Genomic DNA, 17,243 nt, shown 5'->3' with positions numbered 1-17,243 from the left:
AACATTGTTGGGGGCTTTTTTTGTTTGTAGAAACTACTTACTGCTACAAACCAAGTAAAATGGTTTGTATAAAAGTGACCTTGGATCCGAGTTATAGTTCAGGGAGTGCTAATTTCTTATCTTTAGTATATCAGGAAGATTTTAAACTTAATTAAATCAATAAAAAACAGAGAGTAATGTCAACTTTAGATCCTACATATGATGTGATCGTAGTTGGGGGTGGACACGCAGGAAGTGAAGCCGCCGGTGCTGCAGCACAAATGGGTTCAAAAACTCTTTTGATCACAATGAACCTGGAAGCTATTGCAAAAATGTCGTGCAACCCGGCAATGGGCGGTGTAGCAAAGGGACAGTTAGTTAGAGAGATTGACGCCCTTGGAGGTATATCAGGAATCGTCAGTGACGAGACCGGAGTGCAGTTTAGGATGTTAAACAAAAGTAAGGGACCTGCAATGTGGAGCCCACGGTGTCAAAGTGATCGTATGCTTTATGCTCAGAAGATGAGGGAAAAGCTTGAAGAAAAAGATAAGCTTTATTTCCGACAGGATAATGTAGTAGATCTTATCTCAGAAGACTACACCATAAAAGGTGTTGTTACTCAGACAGGCCAGAAGTTTTATGCTAAATCCATAGTTCTTACTACAGGAACCTTCGGCAATGGGCTTATCCATATTGGAGAGGCACAGCATGGAGGGGGGCGCTCGGGAGAAAGAGCTTCTATAGGAATTTCAGCGGCATTGGAAAAATTAGGTTTTGAGGTAGGTCGTTTAAAAACAGGAACTCCACCCAGGATTGATGGAAGAACAGTTGATTATTCTAAATTAGAGGAGCAGTTTGGGGATGAAGATCCTTCCGGATTTTCTTTTATGACTGAGAGCCTTCCATCATTAGATGAACAGCTCTCTTGTTGGATCGGATATACAAATGAGGAAGTTCATGAGGTTCTTAAGACCGGATTTGACAGAAGTCCTATGTTTAATGGAAGAATTAAATCCATAGGCCCTCGGTACTGCCCAAGTATAGAGGATAAGATCAATCGCTTTGCAGATAAAGATAGCCATCAACTATTTTTAGAGCCGGAGGGATGGAATACTTATGAGATGTATCTGAACGGATTTTCAACCTCTCTTCCTGAAGATGTTCAATACAAAGCATTAAGAACTATTCCCGGATTTGAAGAGGTGATCATGATTCGGCCGGGTTATGCCATAGAGTATGACTATTTTCCCCCCCATCAAATTAAGAGATCGCTTGAGACAAAGACCGTTGATGGTTTATTCTTTGCGGGGCAAATTAATGGAACTACTGGTTATGAAGAAGCTGCTTGTCAGGGATTAATGGCTGGGATTAACGCTGCTCTTTTAGTTCAGGAAAAAGAACCCCTGATCCTTCAAAGATCTGAAGCATATATAGGAGTTCTCGTTGATGACTTAATTAACAAGGGCACAGAAGAACCTTACCGAATGTTTACTTCCAGGGCTGAACATAGGATATTACTAAGGCAAGACAATGCAGACCTTCGGCTAACAGAGATTGGCCACCGAATAGGATTAGCTTCTGATCAAAGACTTAAGAAAGTTGAGCAAAAGAGAGAAGCAATTGATAGGCTGGATGATCTTATAAAAGATTATACCGTTCGACCCGAAGATATTGACCCATTGCTTGAGAGCAAAGACAGTTCCCCAATGAGTCAGCCCATGAAGGCAATAAAGATCTTGTTAAGACCAGAGGTTTCTCTTAAGGAAATGATGGACTATGATAAAGAGCTCAAAGAACAAGTCCGGTCAATTTCTGTCGACAACAAGGTTCTTGAACAAGTAGAAATACAATCTAAGTATGCCGGATATATTGAAAAAGAATTTGAAATGGTAAAAGAGATGGAGAAGCAAGAAAACATGCTTATTCCAGAACAAATAGAGTACTCCAACATCAAAAGCTTATCTACAGAAGGAACTCAAAAGCTTTCCAAGATCCGCCCGGAAACAATAGGTCAGGCCAGTAGAATTAGCGGGGTTTCCGCCAGCGACCTGTCAGTCCTTATGGTTTACCTTAAAAACTAACCACTGTTCCACGTGAAACATGTGCTATCTTATTCTAAGTATCCTGCAGACAAGGTTAAATATCTGCGGACATCTTTTCTTGAGAACAAGGAATTATTAGGTCAATATGTAGACCATCTGCTTTGGTGGAACGACAAAATAAACCTTGTTAGTCGGGATGTTCCACGTGAAACAGTGTTGAATCATATTGAGCATTCTTTATCAATTTCGGAGTCTGATGTATTTAAGGAAGCAGATTTTGTTATAGATGCAGGGACCGGGGGAGGGCTTCCTGGGATTCCTTTGGCAATTTTGAGGCCGGAAAAACAATTTGTTTTAAATGACATCGTCTCAAAAAAAGTAATGGCATGCAAGCATATGGCCACCAAATTAAAATTGAAGAATATAGATTCTTATATGGGTTCTTTAAAAGACCTTGAGGTTAAACCCAATTCTATAATTGTCTCCAAGCATGCTTTTAAAGTAAATGAGATAATGAAGATGATAGAGGGAAAGCCGTGGTCAGGGGTTATTCTTCTAAAGGGGGGCGAAGAAGTAGAACACGAGCTTGAGGGGATAGCGTCAGACCTTGAAGTCTCTGTATTCGATCTTCAGGAAAGTTTTGGTAACCCATTCTACGAAGGGAAGGCGATGGTTGAAATAAAAAGAAAGGGGTAATATGAATAGCTCAGAAAGAAGGTTAAAGCTGATGCTTTTGCTGCAACAGCCAGGAAAAAGGCTGACAGTTGACGAGCTTGCTGAACGGTTTGATGTAAGCAGAAGAACAATTTTCAGGGATTTCAATGCTCTACAGGAAATCAATGTGCCGGTTACCTGGGATAGGTTTTCAGGCTATGGTTTGATCGAAGGTTATAAGATCCCGCCACTAATGTTTACTCCCAAAGAGCTTGCAACCATCATGGTCGGGCTGAATTTTGTAAAGTCTCAGGTTGATCAGGGTTTGGTGGAGGACGCCAAAGGAGTTGAGGTAAAAATTAAAAATGTGCTACCTGATGATCTAAAGAAATTTATGAATTCTCTTGAGGGTCGTACTATTGTTGATCCATTTCTAAAGTTTGGAGGTAAAAAGAAAAAAGGGGGAAGTTGGTATTTGATAAATAGTGCAATTGCTCAGCAAAAAAGAATGCAGTTTGAGTACACAACAAAGTTAGGGGAGACCGGTGTTCGGAAAATCGATCCATACATTTTAGTTTTTTATCAGGATCATTGGAATGTAATTGGTAAATCTCATCTCAGGGGGGAAATCAGGAATTTTATACTCGAAAATGTAAATGAGGTTCTCATTTTAGAGGAAAGTTACGAGCTTAAGAAGGAATTGGACGTAGAGGGCCTTATTTTCCGCTCTGACGAGAGTTCTCATTCGATCATACTAGTAGTCGAAAAAAGCGAGATGGCGCGCCTGGAGGCAAATTTACCGGCTAAAATTATTAAGAAATCGGATGTAAATTCTGAAAAAATTAAGGTGGAGTTTAAATTTGATAATTTGGCCTTTATAAATGAATGGCTACTTCAATTCGGGAATAAGGTGAATGTTCAAGAACCTAAAGAGTTAGTAGAAAAAAGAAAGGCTTTGCTCCTTCAAATGTTAGAAGACTGAGAACTTTAAATTTGTTCACAAAATAAAAAAGGGCTTCAGAAATGAAGCCCTTTTTTTATCAATAGTTGTGAGAGAAGAAAAGCTTAATCGCCATCCTCATCGTCGTCACCCTCTTCTTCATTAACCACCCGGGTTACTGCAGCAATCGCTCCATCTGAGTCGAGTCTCATAATTCGAACGCCCTGTGTATTTCTACCCATTGTTCGAATTCCACCACAGCTCATTCGGATCACTTTCCCTTGTTCGGTAATGATCATAAGGTCATCTTGATCGGTAACTTCTTTGAGCGCGATAAGATCACCAGTCTTAGGAGTTATCTTAAGTGTAATCACACCCTTACCCCCCCTTGATTGTTCTCTGTAATCATCCACAAGCGAGCGTTTACCATATCCGTTTTCAGACATGGCGAGTACGGTAGCTTCATGAGTGTTCTTGATCACTACCATGTCTACGATCTCATCTTTTTTACCGAGCGTCATTCCTTTGACTCCGGAGGTGTTACGTCCCATATCGCGAACACCGCCTTCATGGAATCGAATTGCTCGTCCATTTTTATTGGCAAGAATGATATTGCTGTCTCCATCAGTTAACTCAGCGGCCAATAAGCTATCACCTTCTTTGATATTGATAGCAATAATACCATCTCGTCTTGGGCGACTATAGGCCTCTAAAGTTGTTTTCTTAACTAAACCGCCTTTTGTGGCCATTATGATAGAGTGGTTATTGATATAGTCTTCATCCTCAAGTGTTTTAACCGGGACGAAAGCCTTGATGGCATCATCTTTATCAAGCTCGATCAAATTAACAATCGCGCGACCTCTTGCCAATCTACCACCTTCCGGAATTTCATAAACCTTAAGCCAGTAACACATTCCTTTTTCTGTAAAGAATAGAATGTAGTTATGAGTAGTGGCTACAAATAAATGTTCTACATATTCCTCATCACGAGTAGTAGTTCCCTTCATCCCTTTACCGCCGCGACGTTGTCTGCGATAACCGCTGACCGGCATTCGTTTGATGAAGCCTTTATTCGAAATGGTTACAACCACATCTTCATTGGCTATCATGTCTTCAATATTGAAGTCCTCAGCAGAATGAACTACCTGAGTGCGTCGCTCATCTCCATATCTTTTCTTTAGATCAGCAAGCTCTTCTGTAATAATAGAAGTCTGGCGGTCCCTGTTTGAAAGGATCTCGCGATATTCGGCGATCTTGTCGATGATCTCGCGATACTCCCCATCAATTTTTTCACGCTCAAGGCCTGTAAGCTTATGCAGGCGCATGTCCAGGATTGCTTTAGCCTGAATATCAGTAAGAGCAAACTTCTTCCGAAGTTCAATATTTGCCTCTTGAGAGTTATCGGATGCACGAATTGTCTTGATAACCTCATCCAGGTTATCAAGGGCAATTTTAAGTCCTTCAAGAATATGAGCTCGTGCTTCAGCCTGATCAAGATCATACATTGTACGCCGAATGATGATATCAACCCGGTGTTCCACAAAATGATAGATCAACTCTTTCAGGTTCATAACCTTAGGACGCCCTTTAACCAGCGCAAGATTTATGATCCCAAAAGTGGTCTGCATTTGGGTGTACTTATAAAGCTGGTTAAGTACAACACCGGCATTTGCAGAACGCTTAAGAATGATAACTACACGAATACCTTCCCGGTCAGACTCATCTCTAACTTCAGAAATTTCAGTAATCTTCTCGTCATTGACAAGGTCAGCGATCTTCTGGATAAGGGTGCTTTTATTTACCTGATAAGGAATTTCCGTTATTACGATCTGCTCTCTGTTTCCACGAAGCTCCTCAGTGTTTGCACGTGCGCGAAGAGTTACTTTTCCACGACCCGTTTCATAAGCTTCTTTAACACCTTCATAACCATAAATGATACCGGCTGTTGGAAAATCAGGAGCCGTGATATGTTTCATCAGCTGCTTGATCTCTATATCCGGATCCTCTATATAAGCTGTAACCCCATCAATAACCTCCGACATGTTATGGGGAGCCATATTAGTGGCCATACCTACAGCAATTCCCGATGAACCATTTAACAGAAGATTTGGAAGCATACTTGGAAGAACGGTAGGTTCTTCAAGGGTATCATCGAAGTTAAACTGGTAATCAACCGTTTCTTTGTTGATATCAGCGAGCATTTCTTCTGAAAGACGGTCCATGCGAACTTCCGTATAACGCATGGCGGCTGCACTATCACCATCAATGGATCCGAAGTTACCCTGACCATCCACTAAGGGATAGCGAAGGGAAAAATCCTGCACCATTCGCACGATAGAGTCATAAACGGCAGAATCACCATGAGGGTGATACTTACCCAAAACCTCACCGACTATACGGGCACTTTTCTTATAATTTCGATTATGCAGCATTCCGAGATCATTCATTCCGTATAATATTCTACGGTGAACGGGTTTTAGTCCATCTCTTACATCTGGAAGTGCCCTCGAAACAATAACGGACATCGAATAATCGATGTAAGACGACTGCATTTCGTCTTCAATGGTAATAGGTATAATTTTTTCTCTGGCCATAAATCAGGTGGTAAAAAAAGTTAGTCTGTGTTCAGATTAGTATGATTAGATATCGATAGTGGCGTACTTGGCATTTCGCTCAATAAACTCACGACGCGGTTCAACATCCCCGCCCATAAGAGTAGAAAAGAGTTTGTCTGCACCGGCAGCGCTTTCAACATTTACTTGCTGAAGAGTTCTGGTTTCAGGGTCCATGGTGGTTTCCCAAAGTTGCTCAGGATTCATTTCCCCAAGACCTTTGTAGCGGGAAACATCATATTTCTTACGGGATTTCTTAAGCTCTTTTATCATCTTATCTCTGGTCTCGTCATCCCATGCATATTCCAGATCTTTACTCGTTGTGATCCTGTAAAGAGGAGGAGTAGCAATATAAATGAACCCGTTTTCTATAAGCGGCCTCATATAACGATAGAAGAAAGTGAGCAGTAATGTTCTAATGTGAGAACCATCAACATCAGCATCTGTCATCAGAATGATCTTGTGATATCGAAGTTTATCAACTTCAAAATCCTCATCACCATGACCAACGCCGGTCCCCAGCGCAGTGATCATAGCCTGAATTTCTTTATTTTCGAGAATTCGATTGATCTTAGCCTTTTCAACATTCAGGATCTTACCACGAAGCGGGAGAATAGCCTGAAAACTTCTGTTACGACCCATTTTTGCTGATCCACCGGCAGAGTCACCCTCAACGAGGTAAATTTCACTGTGTTCCGGATCCTTAATGGAACAATCAGCCAATTTACCCGGAAGACCTCCACCACTCATTACACTTTTGCGTTGAACAAGTTGACGAGCTTTACGGGCAGCTTCACGTGCTTCAGCAGCAAGAACAACTTTCTCAATAACTTTTTTAGCCGCCTTGGGGTTTTGCTCCAAGTACTCATTAAGTTGATCGTAAACAACAATTTCAACAGCGCTTTGAACTTCGGAATTACCAAGTTTGGTCTTAGTTTGACCCTCAAACTGTGGTTCCTGAACTTTCACACTCAACACAGCTGTCATTCCTTCCCGGAAATCCTCTCCGGAAATGGAGATCTTACTGTTTGATTTGATAAGGTTGTTCTTTTCAGCATAAGACTTCAAAGATCGAGTCAGCGCTCTTCTGAATCCGGAAACGTGCGTACCGCCTTCCCGTGTATTAATATTGTTCACATAAGAGTGGACGTTCTCAGAAAAGGAGCTGTTATAGGAAATAGCGATCTCAACGGGCACATTGTCGATCTCTCCTGTAATGTGAATAGGAGTTTGCAGCATTGACTCTCTATGCTCGTCCAGAAAATCTACAAAATCTTTTACACCACCCTCATAGTGGTACACTTCTTTTTTAAGCTCTTCATCTTCTTCCCGCTCATCAATTAGTTCGATGGTTATCTCAGGGTTAAGAAAAGCCAATTCCCGCATCCGTTCTGCAATAATATCAAACTTAAACTCAGTGGTTTGAGTAAATATTTCAGGATCCGGGGTGAAAGAGATCTTAGTACCCGTCTTATCTGTTTTTCCTTTAACAGAAAGGGGGATGGTAGTTGCCCCTTTGGAGAATTCCATTACATGAATTTCGCCGTCTCTATGAATTTCTGCACGAAAGTTACTTGCAAGGGCATTCACACAACTTACTCCAACACCATGCAAACCACCGGATACCTTGTAAGTGTCTTTATCGAATTTACCACCGGCATGAAGTTTGGTAAGTACAACCTCAACGGCGGGAATCCCAAGCTTCTCGTGAGTATCAACAGGAATACCCCGGCCATTATCAAAAATGGTCATCGAGCCGTCTTCATTAATGGTAACATTTATATAGTCACAATAACCGGCTAGCGCTTCATCGATAGAGTTGTCAACCACCTCATTTATCAGGTGATGAAGTCCGCGCTGTCCGGTGTCCCCAATATACATTGAAGGGCGCTTTCTAACTGCTTCAAGCCCCTCCAATACCTGTATGTTGGAAGCTTTATAGTCAGAACCTTGTTTTTTTGCCATAATTATGGAGTGATAGCTTTGTAAGATGAGTTTATTGACGTCAGAAAATAGAGCTTACACAAGCAAAATCAAAAAAAGGAAGGGTATTAGTTTAAAATATTCGAGATAAGCTTTCTGGGGTGAAATTAAGGACGGGAAAAGAGGGGTAAAATGTGGATAATTACGAAAAATGTTAATAATCTAAATTTTCATGCTTGCTGCCGTTGAACTTTGATGTTTATAGCTCTATCTTTGGTGTCTATTTTCATTATGAATTAACCGAATTATACGATGTCGCGAAAAGACGATATTACAGGTAAAGGAGCTTTGAACGGATACCGTTCATCTAAGTCAAACAATAAGACGAAACACCGCTTTCAGTTAAATCTGCAAAAGCGACGTTTTTATGTTCCTGAAGAGGATAAGTGGGTAACCCTAAAAGTTTCTGCTAAGACTGTTAGAACAATTAATAAGAAAGGAATTTCTGCAGTATTGAAAGACGCGCGGAAAAAAGGAACTCTTTTAAAAGAAGTATAGAACTATGGCAAAAGGAAACAGAGTTCAAGTGATTTTGGAATGTACCGAAAAACCCGGTTCATCTAGATATGTTACTACCAAAAACCGAAGAACTACAACAGACCGACTTGAACTGAAAAAATACAATCCTGTTCTTCGTAAACACACTGTTCACAAAGAAATTAAATAACCAGAGATATGGCTAAGAAGCAAGCATTTGGACAAGACGCACTACAAGCAAAAGCGGCTCACCGCAAAATGGCAAAGGTTATTATTTCTACCAAGAATGATAAGGGGAAATATGCCTATAAAGAGGTCATGATGGATCAGGAAAATGTAAGAGAATATATTCAGCAGAATAAATCCTGATAGTTCATTCATAAAGACTGTATAAGGTTACACAATTATGATTGTGTAACCTTTTTTTTTGATTATTTTTATAGCAGGAGGAAATCATGAGTATACAAGACAAAATAATAGCAGATATTAAAGAGGCCATGAAGGCCAAAAACCAGGATAAACTTCGGGTGCTTCGATCCCTGAAAGCGAAGCTGATGGAAAAGGAGATCAGTGAACGAAAAGACGGAGAAGCAAAGCTTTCAGATGAGCAAGCGGTGGAAGTATTAATGAAAGCCGCTAAGCAAAGAAAAGAATCCATCGAACAGTTTGAAGATGGCGACCGGAAAGACCTTGCTGAGAATGAAAAAAAAGAACTGGCACTCATTGAAGAGTATTTGCCTGAAATGATGGACGAGGACGAAGTCCGGAAAATAGTTCAGGAAAAGATAAAGGCTCTTAGTGCATCCGGCCCAGAGCATATGGGCAAAGTTATGGGGCCGCTAATGGGACAATTGAAAGGAAAGGCAGAAGGTTCTTTGGTAAGCAAGATCGTCAAAGAAGAACTTGGCGGATAATTCATGCTGATCCTAGACCTCATTATTGCAACGCCTCTTTTATATTTTGGATATAAAGGAGCCGTAAACGGATTGGTAAAAGAGGTTCTCAATATTGTTGGAATTATCCTAGCTATATTTCTGACATTCAATTACCTGGATGCTTTTACAGGTTTGATCGCACCTATGTTTGAAGAAGGGGCCTCATATGTCCCTTTTGTATCAGGGGTGATCCTATTCATTGGGACTCTCGGGGTAGTGGCTGTTATCGCCTATGCGACCAAAGAATTTTTAAAAGCGATCAAACTCAGTATAGTAAATAGAATATTGGGAGGAGTATTTGGAGCATTAAAAAGCGGGCTTGTAGTAAGCGCCGTCCTTCTGCTTCTTGCCGGGTTTAATGTCCCTTCTGATGAAGCCCGCGAAGAGTCTTATTTATATCCTGCTGTTATCTATTTAGCCCCACTCACTTATAATACAGTTGCTCTAGTTTATCCGGGTGCTGAAAATTATAGCCAGACATTGAAAGAAAATATTGGCGAATATAATCCTTTAGAAAACATTCCATTTTTAAACGAACTTCAAAACGATAATTCAGATAATTAAATGTCATTTATAGCAGTTGATCAACAACTTGAGATAATCCGTCGCGGAACCGTAGAAATTGTCCCCGAGGACGAACTCATTGAAAAACTTAAGAGATCCAAAAAGGAAAACCGTCCACTAAAAGTTAAGCTGGGGGTTGACCCAACTCGCCCTGACCTTCATCTTGGGCATTCTGTTATTCTGAGAAAAATGCGACAGTTTCAGGACCTTGGGCATGAAGTGATCCTCATCATCGGTGGATTTACGGCTATGATCGGAGACCCAACCGGACAAAATAAAACCCGCCCTCCGTTAAGCCTGGAAGAAGTGAAGGAAAATGCACAAACTTATATCGAACAGGCTAAGAGTATTCTGGATGAATCAAAGCTTACGCTAACCAATAATTATGATTGGCTGGGCGAAATGGATTTCATGGATGTAGTTAAATTATCCTCCAAACTTACGGTGGCTCGTATGATAGAGCGGGATGATTTCTCCAAAAGATTTGAAAATAATGAGCCTATTTCATTGCACGAATTTTTATACCCACTGGCTCAAGGACAGGATTCGGTTCATCTGAAATCTGATATCGAGCTGGGCGGTACCGATCAGAAATTCAATCTGCTGGTTGGTCGTCAGCTTCAGAAAGAAGATGGACAAGAGCCACAGGTTTGTCTAATGATGCCTTTGTTGGTAGGAACCGATGGTTCAGCGAAAATGTCCAAATCATATGACAATTACATTGGGATCAATGAAGAGCCAAATGATATGTATGGAAAATCACTTTCTATCCCTGATGCCCTGATCTATACGTACTATGAATTGGTAACGGATGTGGATACAGCCGAACTTCCCGCTATTAAAGAGAAGATCGAATCGGATCCCCGGAATGCAAAACACGACCTGGCTTTTACTATTGTTCGAATGTACCACGGAGAGGAAGCAGCTAAGGCAGCAAAAACCCATTTTGAGCAGACCGTTATCAATAAAGAAGTACCGGATGACGCCCCGGAATTTTTCTTCGAAACGGGCGAAGAGATCAGGCTTTTGGATATCGTAGCAGAAACCGGATTCTCTCCAAGTAATGGCGAAACCAAGAGAATGATAAAGCAGAGCGGGATCAGCATTGATGACAAGAAGGTCACAGATAAAAACCATACGATCACTTTTTCATCAGGAGATGAATATGCCCTTAAAGTTGGAAAAAGAAACTTTGGAATCTTAAAGGCGAAATAACTCAGTTTGGTAAAGATAAGTTCTTATAACGTAAACGGAATACGCGCCGCTCATCGAAAAGGATTCAATGAGTGGGTGAGTGAAAGTGATCCGGATATAATTTGCATTCAGGAACTTCGGGCGTTAGAAGATCAGGTACCTGATGATATCAGGTCTTTGGATTATCATGAGGCTTATCATGTGGCAGAAAAAAAGGATATTCCGGAGTAGCTATCTACTCAAAAACAAAGCCGATCAAAGTTGAAGAAGGTATGGGGGTTGACTGGGTAGATCAGGAAGGCCGTGTGATCATGGCAGAATATGATAAATTCAGAGTCTTTAGTATATACGCCCCAAGCGGGACAACCGGAGATATCCGACAAGATATGAAGATGGATTTTCTGGATAAGTTTATTAAGTATGGAAGGCAGTTTGTTGATGACCCAAAACCGTCTGTATTTTGCGGAGATTTCAATATTTGTCATACTGAAATTGATATCCACAATCCGAGTAAACAGCATAAAACCTCGGGATTTTTACCCGAAGAACGACAATGGGTAACTGATTTTTTGAATACGGGTTTTGAAGATGTATTCAGAAACCTTCATCCCGGTAAAGAAGATCTGTACAGCTGGTGGAGTCATAGGGCTGCCTCAAAAGAACGAAACAAAGGCTGGAGAATTGACTATCATTTAGCCACGCGTGAACTGGCGACTAAAGCCGTTAACGCTGAAATTGAAATGAAGTGGGATCTGTCCGACCATGCTCCCGTAAGCATACAATACGATCTGTAAATAAACGATGCTGAAAGATAAGCTGTTAAGCGGATAGCAAATAAATAATTATGGGAACACATTTTAAAGGAAATAGTGAAGTTCAGAAAACGCTGAATGCGTTTATTAAACTCACCCGTGCAAGTGAAAGTGTTAACGGGCGACTTTCACGGCATCTCTCCGATGCAAACCTTACGGTTAGTCAGTTTGGAACACTGGAAGCTTTGCTACATCTTGGCCCGCTAAACCAGAGAGAGCTTGGACAAAAACTGCTAAAAAGCGGGGGAAACATCACCCTGGTGATCGACAACCTTCAAAAGAACGGATTGGTAGAAAAGAAGACAGACCCGAGCGATCGAAGAGCCGTAATTATTAGCCTCACGAAGAAAGGGAGGAATTTTATTGAAGATTTTTTCCCTCAGCACCTCGAAAAGATAAAAGAAGAGTTCTCTGTTCTTAGCTCTGAGGAAAAAGAACAACTGTCTTTCATTTGCAAGAAGCTTGGGGTTGGGAAAGAAGAGTAAGTTTCAGTTCTATTTTTCACATCTATAGACTACATTTTATGTAATTGAACTAATGGAGTAGGAATGATCTTTAATATTCAGATAGGCAAAGAACAAAAATCGAAAGAAAGGCAGCTTATCAATGCGCTGCTTACCCTGGCGACCGGGATATTAACGCTGGTTTTTCCGAATTTTTTGTACCTGATAGCGGGAGGTTATCTACTCGCTCTCGGGTTGATGTTCCTGGCCTTCAAATTTCCCGGAGCAGTGGCAGCTTTGCCAATTGTGGCAGGAGCGTTGATCTTTATTTTCCCTGAACTCATACCCTTTACTTTTGCAGGTTTTCTGGGATTATTCGGGCTCATCATGCTTTTCTCCTTTCAGCTCAGCTTTCTGGGCATACTTACTTTGATCATAGCAGTTCTTATAGTGATGAATCCCGACTCCGTGGCTTATTTCATAGCCTTTTTTATGTTGACTTACGCTGTTTCCAACCTCATTCAGTTCTACAAACAATGGAAGAACAAAGGCCCAAAGGAAACAAGCGACGGAGAGATAATAATCGACTGATCCAGGCAGTATTAGCCGTTATTTACAGCATCATAAATAAAATAAGGCGGAATATTCTTCCAGCAGAATTCAGTAGTGTAATTTCCGAAAGCTTCAGTTAGGGGCTCTTTCAAATGCCCTGAAGTTTGGTAAGCAAGAAAGGATCCCTCTTTACGCAACACCTGCTTTGTCTTGGTGAGGATATTTATTTTCATATCCCAATCAAAAAATGAAAAAGGTATTCCCGAAACAACATGGTCTACATTTCCTGTCACGTCTTCGGGTAAAAGCTCCAGGATGTCCTCAACAGATTGATGAAAGACCGTTAGGCGAGCATCATCAATATTACTCAGGAGTTTGTAGAAGTTATCATTGGTTTCGAAAACAAAAAGGCGGGCATCGGGTCTCATTCTTTTGAGAAAGTGTTTGGTAAAAACTCCGGTGCCTCCGCCATACTCTACGAGCACATCTGTAGTGGCAAAATCAATATGCTCACAAAGTTTACGCACACAGTATTTTGAAGAGGGAGTAATAGAAGCAACGTCTTTATCGGTTGCAAATGATTTCAAAAACTCGATCGTACCTTTCATGTGTTGGTTATTTGTATAAAAGTTAAAGGGTTAATGGTATTCAACAATTACGGAAAACCATTAACCAACTAAAGTTCATCTTCCAGTTGTGCAATTTGATCCCTGATCCGGGCAGCTTCTTCAAACTCCATATTCTTGGCGGCATGGTACATAGTTTCGCGAAGGTGGTCAATCAGTTTATCTTTATTTTCAAAAGTTACTTCTTTCATGGCCGGGCTGGCTTTATACTGAATACCTTCTTCAGCAACCTTAACTACCTCAAGCGCTTCATCATTGGCCTCTTCACCCGGTTTGGCAAAGTCGAAGCTTTTATTTGATATAAGCGCCGGGTCAACCAAAGGCTTTAATTCCTTTTTAATGGTTTCCGGTGTGATGCCATGCTTCTCATTATAGTCCTCCTGTATCTTTCGCCGCCTTTTTGTCTCTTCAACTACTTTTTGAATACTGTTAGTGATCTTATCAGCATATAAAATAGCTTTTCCTCCGACATTACGGGCGGCACGACCAACGATCTGAAAGAGCGAAGTTTCTGAACGGAGAAAACCTTCTTTGTCTGCATCCATGATCGCAACCAGGCTCAGTTCAGGAATATCTATTCCTTCGCGAAGCAAGTTAATACCTACCAATACGTCAAAGTCACCGCGGCGGAATTTATACAAAACTTCGATTCTTTCAAGGGCGTTTAATTCACTGTGCATATATGCAGCACTGACGCCCAGGTTTTTAAGATATTCACTGAGTTCCTCACTCAAGCGTTTGGTTAAAGTGATAACCAATACTCGTTCTTTTTTCTCAACCCGTTCCTGAATTTCAGCAAGCAAGTCATCTACCTGGTTGCCAAGAGGACGAATTTCAATTTCAGGCTCCATCAGGCCGGTTGGGCGAATGATCTGTTCAGTATAAACCCCGCCGGACTTCTCCAGTTCATAATCGCCGGGAGTAGCACTAACGAAAATAACCTGGTTAACTAATTCCTCCCATTCATCAAAAGTAAGAGGGCGGTTGTCTAAAGCAGAAGGAAGACGGAATCCGTGTTCCACCAATTCAACTTTTCGCGAACGGTCGCCGCCATACATTGCTGAGATCTGAGGAATTGTTTGATGACTTTCATCAACTACAACAAGGTAATCGTCAGGAAAATAATCAAGCAGGCAATACGGGCGTTCACCGGGCTTTCTTGCACTCAGGTAGCGCGAGTAGTTCTCGATCCCGGAGCAATAACCGATCTCCTGTATCATTTCAATATCAAATAAAGTACGCTGTTCAATACGCTTGGCTTCAAGAAATTTTTCCTCATCGATCAAAACCTGCCTGCGCCACTCCAGTTCCTCACGAATCTGCTCGATAGACGTTTCAAGACGCTCTTTTGAAGTTACATAATGTGAAGCCGGATATACTCTGAACTCATCCACATTCTCAATGATAGAACCATCATCCACATTAAAAAGCTGAAGTGACTCGATCTCATCACCCCACTGTGTAATACGCAAGCCCTCATCGGAGTAAGCAGGATATACATCGATCACATCACCCCGAACCCGAAACGAACCGCGCTTGAATTCAAGATCATTGCGGTTATAGTGAAGGTCAACAAGATCATATAAAATGGTATTTCGCGGAATTTCCTGACCGGTCTTTAAGGTAAGGATGAGTTTCTCATATTCTGAAGGAGAGCCGATACCATAGATACAGCTCACTGAAGAAACAATGATCACATCACGCCGACCGGATAGTAAAGAGCTCGTGGCCCGTAATCGCAATCGCTGTATCTCTTCATTAATGGAGAGATCTTTTTCGATGTATTTATCCTGAGAAGACATATAGGCTTCCGGCTGATAGTAATCGTAATAAGAGATGAAAAATTCTACCCGATTCTCCGGAAAGAAATCACTAAGCTCGCGATAAAGCTGTGCCGCCAGGGTTTTATTATGGCTCATCACCAGAGTTGGTTTCTGCACATTCTCGATCACATTGGCTACCGTTCTGGTTTTACCGGAACCGGTTATGCCAAGTAAAGTCTGGAATTTATCGCCTGCAGTAAGTCCTTCCGAAAGCTCAGCTATGGCGGAGGGCTGATCGCCCGCAGGTTTATAAGGGGAGTGAAGTTTAAATTGAGACATAAAGACCTTTTAAAGGTACAAACTGTGATGTAACTTAGGAAACGATATTTGTTCATTAATTGATGCTACAGATTTCGAAAACACAAATGATTTAGAAACATTCCATAATGGCTGTTACAAACAGCTAATTGAAAATAGTTATTGGTTAACGGAGAGTTTTTAACCAATACACCAATAATGAATAACCAAGCACCATGTCCCATCGACATAAAGAATTAGAATCGCCCCGAAAAAGGATAGACGAAATAGACGAACAAATATTAGACTTGCTCTCAGAGCGGGGAGATATTGTACGTGATGTCATCAAGCGAAAAGTGGAAAATCAGCTTCCTGTTTTTGTCCCGGCTCGAGAAGAGGAAAAAACTGAAGCCTTTAAGAAGTTAGCCAGAACAAAAGGTATTGATCCTGATTGGGCAGAGGATTTTTTACGGATGATCATGACGGCTTCCCGGGCAACGCAATCGCAGGAAACATTTCCAATTGCCACGGATAAACCCAAGCATATTTTACTTATTGGCGGGGAAGGCGGAATGGGTAAACTGTATAAAAGAATGGCGGATCAGACAGGCCACATCACCTATTCTATTGATAAAAGCAACTGGTATGAGCTGGAAGAGTGGGCACCAAAACTGGATATGGTTATTGTTACGGTACCCATAAATGTTACTGAAAGTGTGATAGAGCGTTTAAGTGGCCGTCTGAAGAAAGAGACCATACTGGCTGATTTTACAAGCAACAAATCAAACCCCATAGATGCCATGTTGAAAGCCCACGAAGGACCAGTGGTAGGGCTTCACCCCATGCACGGCCCGGATGTACAGAATCTTTCCAAGCAGCTGATGGTATTTTGTGATGCAAGAGATAGAAATAAAGCCTCTTGGTTCAAAGACCAATGTGAACTTTGGGGAATGCGGGTAATAGAGGCGGATCCCGAAAAACACGATCATGTAATGCACTTGGTGCAGGGGCTCCGCCATTTTGTAGCGTTGCTTCATGGTTCTTTTATGGAAGAGTACGATCTGAAGCCGGCCGATATGCTGGACTATTCCTCACCTATCTATCGTGCAGAGCTGATGATGACCGGCCGGATCTTTGCACAGGATGCAGAGCTGTATGCTGATATTGTATTTGCCAATAAAGAGCGGCGCGACCTGCTGATAAAGTTCTTTGATCATCACAAAAAACTCGCAACACTGGTTGAAGAAAATGACAGAGAAGGATTCATCAAAGAATTTGAAGGTGTAACGGACTTCTTTGGGAAGTTCGCTACACAAGCACTTGAAGAAAGTGGTTACCTGATCAACAGGCTGGCAGACCGGTTTGCTTAA

At 41.4% G+C, this 17,243-nt stretch carries 18 protein-coding genes; 14 read left to right on the top strand and 4 right to left on the bottom strand.

Features of this window, described 5'->3' with window-relative positions; all coding sequences use genetic code 11:
* The first annotated feature begins 176 nt into the window (after nt 1-176).
* Genes mnmG through ACFSVN_RS01715 form a run of 3 tightly spaced genes read left to right on the top strand, consistent with a single transcriptional unit; the run spans nt 177 to nt 3,657 of the window.
* Complete coding sequence (gene mnmG, locus ACFSVN_RS01725) at nt 177-2,060, top strand: tRNA uridine-5-carboxymethylaminomethyl(34) synthesis enzyme MnmG (protein WP_390297681.1); 1,884 nt, start codon at nt 177-179, stop codon at nt 2,058-2,060.
* A gap of 12 nt (nt 2,061-2,072) precedes the next feature.
* Nucleotides 2,073-2,717, top strand: coding sequence for a 16S rRNA (guanine(527)-N(7))-methyltransferase RsmG (locus ACFSVN_RS01720; protein ID WP_390297678.1), 645 nt, complete (start codon nt 2,073-2,075; stop codon nt 2,715-2,717).
* Between the two features lies 1 nt (nt 2,718).
* Nucleotides 2,719-3,657 carry a helix-turn-helix transcriptional regulator gene (locus tag ACFSVN_RS01715; RefSeq protein ID WP_390297675.1) on the top strand — a complete coding sequence of 313 codons (939 nt, stop codon included), beginning with the start codon at nt 2,719-2,721 and terminating at the stop codon, nt 3,655-3,657.
* An 83-nt stretch (nt 3,658-3,740) separates the two neighbouring features.
* Here the strand turns inward: ACFSVN_RS01715 and gyrA are convergent, their stop codons facing one another.
* Nucleotides 3,741-6,209, bottom strand: a complete 2,469-nt coding sequence (gyrA, locus tag ACFSVN_RS01710) for a DNA gyrase subunit A (RefSeq protein ID WP_390297673.1) — start codon at nt 6,207-6,209, stop codon at nt 3,741-3,743.
* Nucleotides 6,210-6,254: 45 nt separating this feature from the next.
* On the bottom strand, nt 6,255-8,192 hold the full coding sequence (gene gyrB / locus ACFSVN_RS01705; RefSeq protein ID WP_390297670.1) for a DNA topoisomerase (ATP-hydrolyzing) subunit B: 1,938 nt from the start codon (nt 8,190-8,192) through the stop codon (nt 6,255-6,257).
* 270 nt (nt 8,193-8,462) lie between these two features.
* Between gyrB and rpmB the strand changes: the two genes are divergently transcribed.
* The 10 genes from rpmB to ACFSVN_RS01655 all read left to right on the top strand — a co-directional run bounded on the left by rpmB (nt 8,463) and on the right by ACFSVN_RS01655 (nt 13,226).
* Nucleotides 8,463-8,708, top strand: coding sequence for a 50S ribosomal protein L28 (gene rpmB, locus ACFSVN_RS01700; protein ID WP_290877553.1), 246 nt, complete (start codon nt 8,463-8,465; stop codon nt 8,706-8,708).
* A 4-nt stretch (nt 8,709-8,712) separates the two neighbouring features.
* Nucleotides 8,713-8,877: a 50S ribosomal protein L33 gene (gene rpmG, locus ACFSVN_RS01695; RefSeq protein WP_103664281.1), complete on the top strand. Its 165-nt coding sequence runs from the start codon at nt 8,713-8,715 to the stop codon at nt 8,875-8,877.
* An 8-nt stretch (nt 8,878-8,885) separates the two neighbouring features.
* Nucleotides 8,886-9,056: a DUF4295 family protein gene (locus ACFSVN_RS01690; RefSeq protein ID WP_390297665.1), complete on the top strand. Its 171-nt coding sequence runs from the start codon at nt 8,886-8,888 to the stop codon at nt 9,054-9,056.
* An 86-nt stretch (nt 9,057-9,142) separates the two neighbouring features.
* Nucleotides 9,143-9,601 carry a GatB/YqeY domain-containing protein gene (locus tag ACFSVN_RS01685; protein ID WP_390297662.1) on the top strand — a complete coding sequence of 153 codons (459 nt, stop codon included), beginning with the start codon at nt 9,143-9,145 and terminating at the stop codon, nt 9,599-9,601.
* Between the two features lie 3 nt (nt 9,602-9,604).
* The gene (locus ACFSVN_RS01680; protein WP_390297659.1) at nt 9,605-10,186 is read left to right on the top strand and encodes a CvpA family protein; all 582 of its coding nucleotides are present in this window, start codon (nt 9,605-9,607) and stop codon (nt 10,184-10,186) included.
* Entirely contained in the window at nt 10,187-11,401 is a 1,215-nt protein-coding gene (gene tyrS / locus ACFSVN_RS01675; RefSeq protein ID WP_390297657.1) for a tyrosine--tRNA ligase, read from the top strand.
* Between the two features lie 6 nt (nt 11,402-11,407).
* Complete coding sequence (locus ACFSVN_RS01670; protein ID WP_390297654.1) at nt 11,408-11,611, top strand: endonuclease/exonuclease/phosphatase family protein; 204 nt, start codon at nt 11,408-11,410, stop codon at nt 11,609-11,611.
* A gap of 2 nt (nt 11,612-11,613) precedes the next feature.
* Complete coding sequence (locus tag ACFSVN_RS01665; RefSeq protein ID WP_390298236.1) at nt 11,614-12,174, top strand: exodeoxyribonuclease III; 561 nt, start codon at nt 11,614-11,616, stop codon at nt 12,172-12,174.
* 50 nt (nt 12,175-12,224) lie between these two features.
* Nucleotides 12,225-12,677 carry a MarR family winged helix-turn-helix transcriptional regulator gene (locus ACFSVN_RS01660; RefSeq protein ID WP_390297651.1) on the top strand — a complete coding sequence of 151 codons (453 nt, stop codon included), beginning with the start codon at nt 12,225-12,227 and terminating at the stop codon, nt 12,675-12,677.
* A gap of 63 nt (nt 12,678-12,740) precedes the next feature.
* Nucleotides 12,741-13,226, top strand: a complete 486-nt coding sequence (locus ACFSVN_RS01655) for a hypothetical protein (RefSeq protein ID WP_390297648.1) — start codon at nt 12,741-12,743, stop codon at nt 13,224-13,226.
* Between the two features lie 11 nt (nt 13,227-13,237).
* On the opposite strand, the gene ACFSVN_RS01650 is transcribed toward ACFSVN_RS01655, so the two are convergent.
* Together ACFSVN_RS01650 and uvrB are read right to left on the bottom strand one after the other, a co-directional pair.
* Entirely contained in the window at nt 13,238-13,795 is a 558-nt protein-coding gene (locus ACFSVN_RS01650; protein WP_390297645.1) for a class I SAM-dependent methyltransferase, read from the bottom strand.
* Nucleotides 13,796-13,863: 68 nt separating this feature from the next.
* Nucleotides 13,864-15,915: an excinuclease ABC subunit UvrB gene (gene uvrB / locus ACFSVN_RS01645; protein WP_390297642.1), complete on the bottom strand. Its 2,052-nt coding sequence runs from the start codon at nt 15,913-15,915 to the stop codon at nt 13,864-13,866.
* A gap of 194 nt (nt 15,916-16,109) precedes the next feature.
* On the opposite strand from uvrB, the gene tyrA reads away from it, so the two are divergent.
* Complete coding sequence (gene tyrA / locus ACFSVN_RS01640) at nt 16,110-17,243, top strand: bifunctional chorismate mutase/prephenate dehydrogenase (RefSeq protein WP_390297639.1); 1,134 nt, start codon at nt 16,110-16,112, stop codon at nt 17,241-17,243.

It is taken from the genome of Gracilimonas halophila, from assembly GCF_042684365.1.
Classification (GTDB): domain Bacteria; phylum Bacteroidota; class Rhodothermia; order Balneolales; family Balneolaceae; genus Gracilimonas; species Gracilimonas halophila.
The sequence above is the reverse complement of the archived record's forward strand: the minus strand, read 5'-3'. Positions and strand labels throughout refer to the sequence as shown.

What these genes read in the sequence shown, in the direction of transcription:
- mnmG (WP_390297681.1), top strand. Translation starts at nt 177, where the DNA reads ATGTCAACTTTAGATCCTACATATGATGTGATCGTAGTTGGGGGTGGA.
- ACFSVN_RS01715 (WP_390297675.1), top strand. Translation starts at nt 2,719, where the DNA reads ATGAATAGCTCAGAAAGAAGGTTAAAGCTGATGCTTTTGCTGCAACAG.
- gyrA (WP_390297673.1), bottom strand. Translation starts at nt 6,209, where the DNA reads ATGGCCAGAGAAAAAATTATACCTATTACCATTGAAGACGAAATGCAG.
- gyrB (WP_390297670.1), bottom strand. Translation starts at nt 8,192, where the DNA reads ATGGCAAAAAAACAAGGTTCTGACTATAAAGCTTCCAACATACAGGTA.
- rpmB (WP_290877553.1), top strand. Translation starts at nt 8,463, where the DNA reads ATGTCGCGAAAAGACGATATTACAGGTAAAGGAGCTTTGAACGGATAC.
- rpmG (WP_103664281.1), top strand. Translation starts at nt 8,713, where the DNA reads ATGGCAAAAGGAAACAGAGTTCAAGTGATTTTGGAATGTACCGAAAAA.
- ACFSVN_RS01690 (WP_390297665.1), top strand. Translation starts at nt 8,886, where the DNA reads ATGGCTAAGAAGCAAGCATTTGGACAAGACGCACTACAAGCAAAAGCG.
- ACFSVN_RS01685 (WP_390297662.1), top strand. Translation starts at nt 9,143, where the DNA reads ATGAGTATACAAGACAAAATAATAGCAGATATTAAAGAGGCCATGAAG.
- ACFSVN_RS01680 (WP_390297659.1), top strand. Translation starts at nt 9,605, where the DNA reads ATGCTGATCCTAGACCTCATTATTGCAACGCCTCTTTTATATTTTGGA.
- tyrS (WP_390297657.1), top strand. Translation starts at nt 10,187, where the DNA reads ATGTCATTTATAGCAGTTGATCAACAACTTGAGATAATCCGTCGCGGA.
- ACFSVN_RS01660 (WP_390297651.1), top strand. Translation starts at nt 12,225, where the DNA reads ATGGGAACACATTTTAAAGGAAATAGTGAAGTTCAGAAAACGCTGAAT.
- ACFSVN_RS01655 (WP_390297648.1), top strand. Translation starts at nt 12,741, where the DNA reads ATGATCTTTAATATTCAGATAGGCAAAGAACAAAAATCGAAAGAAAGG.
- ACFSVN_RS01650 (WP_390297645.1), bottom strand. Translation starts at nt 13,795, where the DNA reads ATGAAAGGTACGATCGAGTTTTTGAAATCATTTGCAACCGATAAAGAC.
- uvrB (WP_390297642.1), bottom strand. Translation starts at nt 15,915, where the DNA reads ATGTCTCAATTTAAACTTCACTCCCCTTATAAACCTGCGGGCGATCAG.
- tyrA (WP_390297639.1), top strand. Translation starts at nt 16,110, where the DNA reads ATGTCCCATCGACATAAAGAATTAGAATCGCCCCGAAAAAGGATAGAC.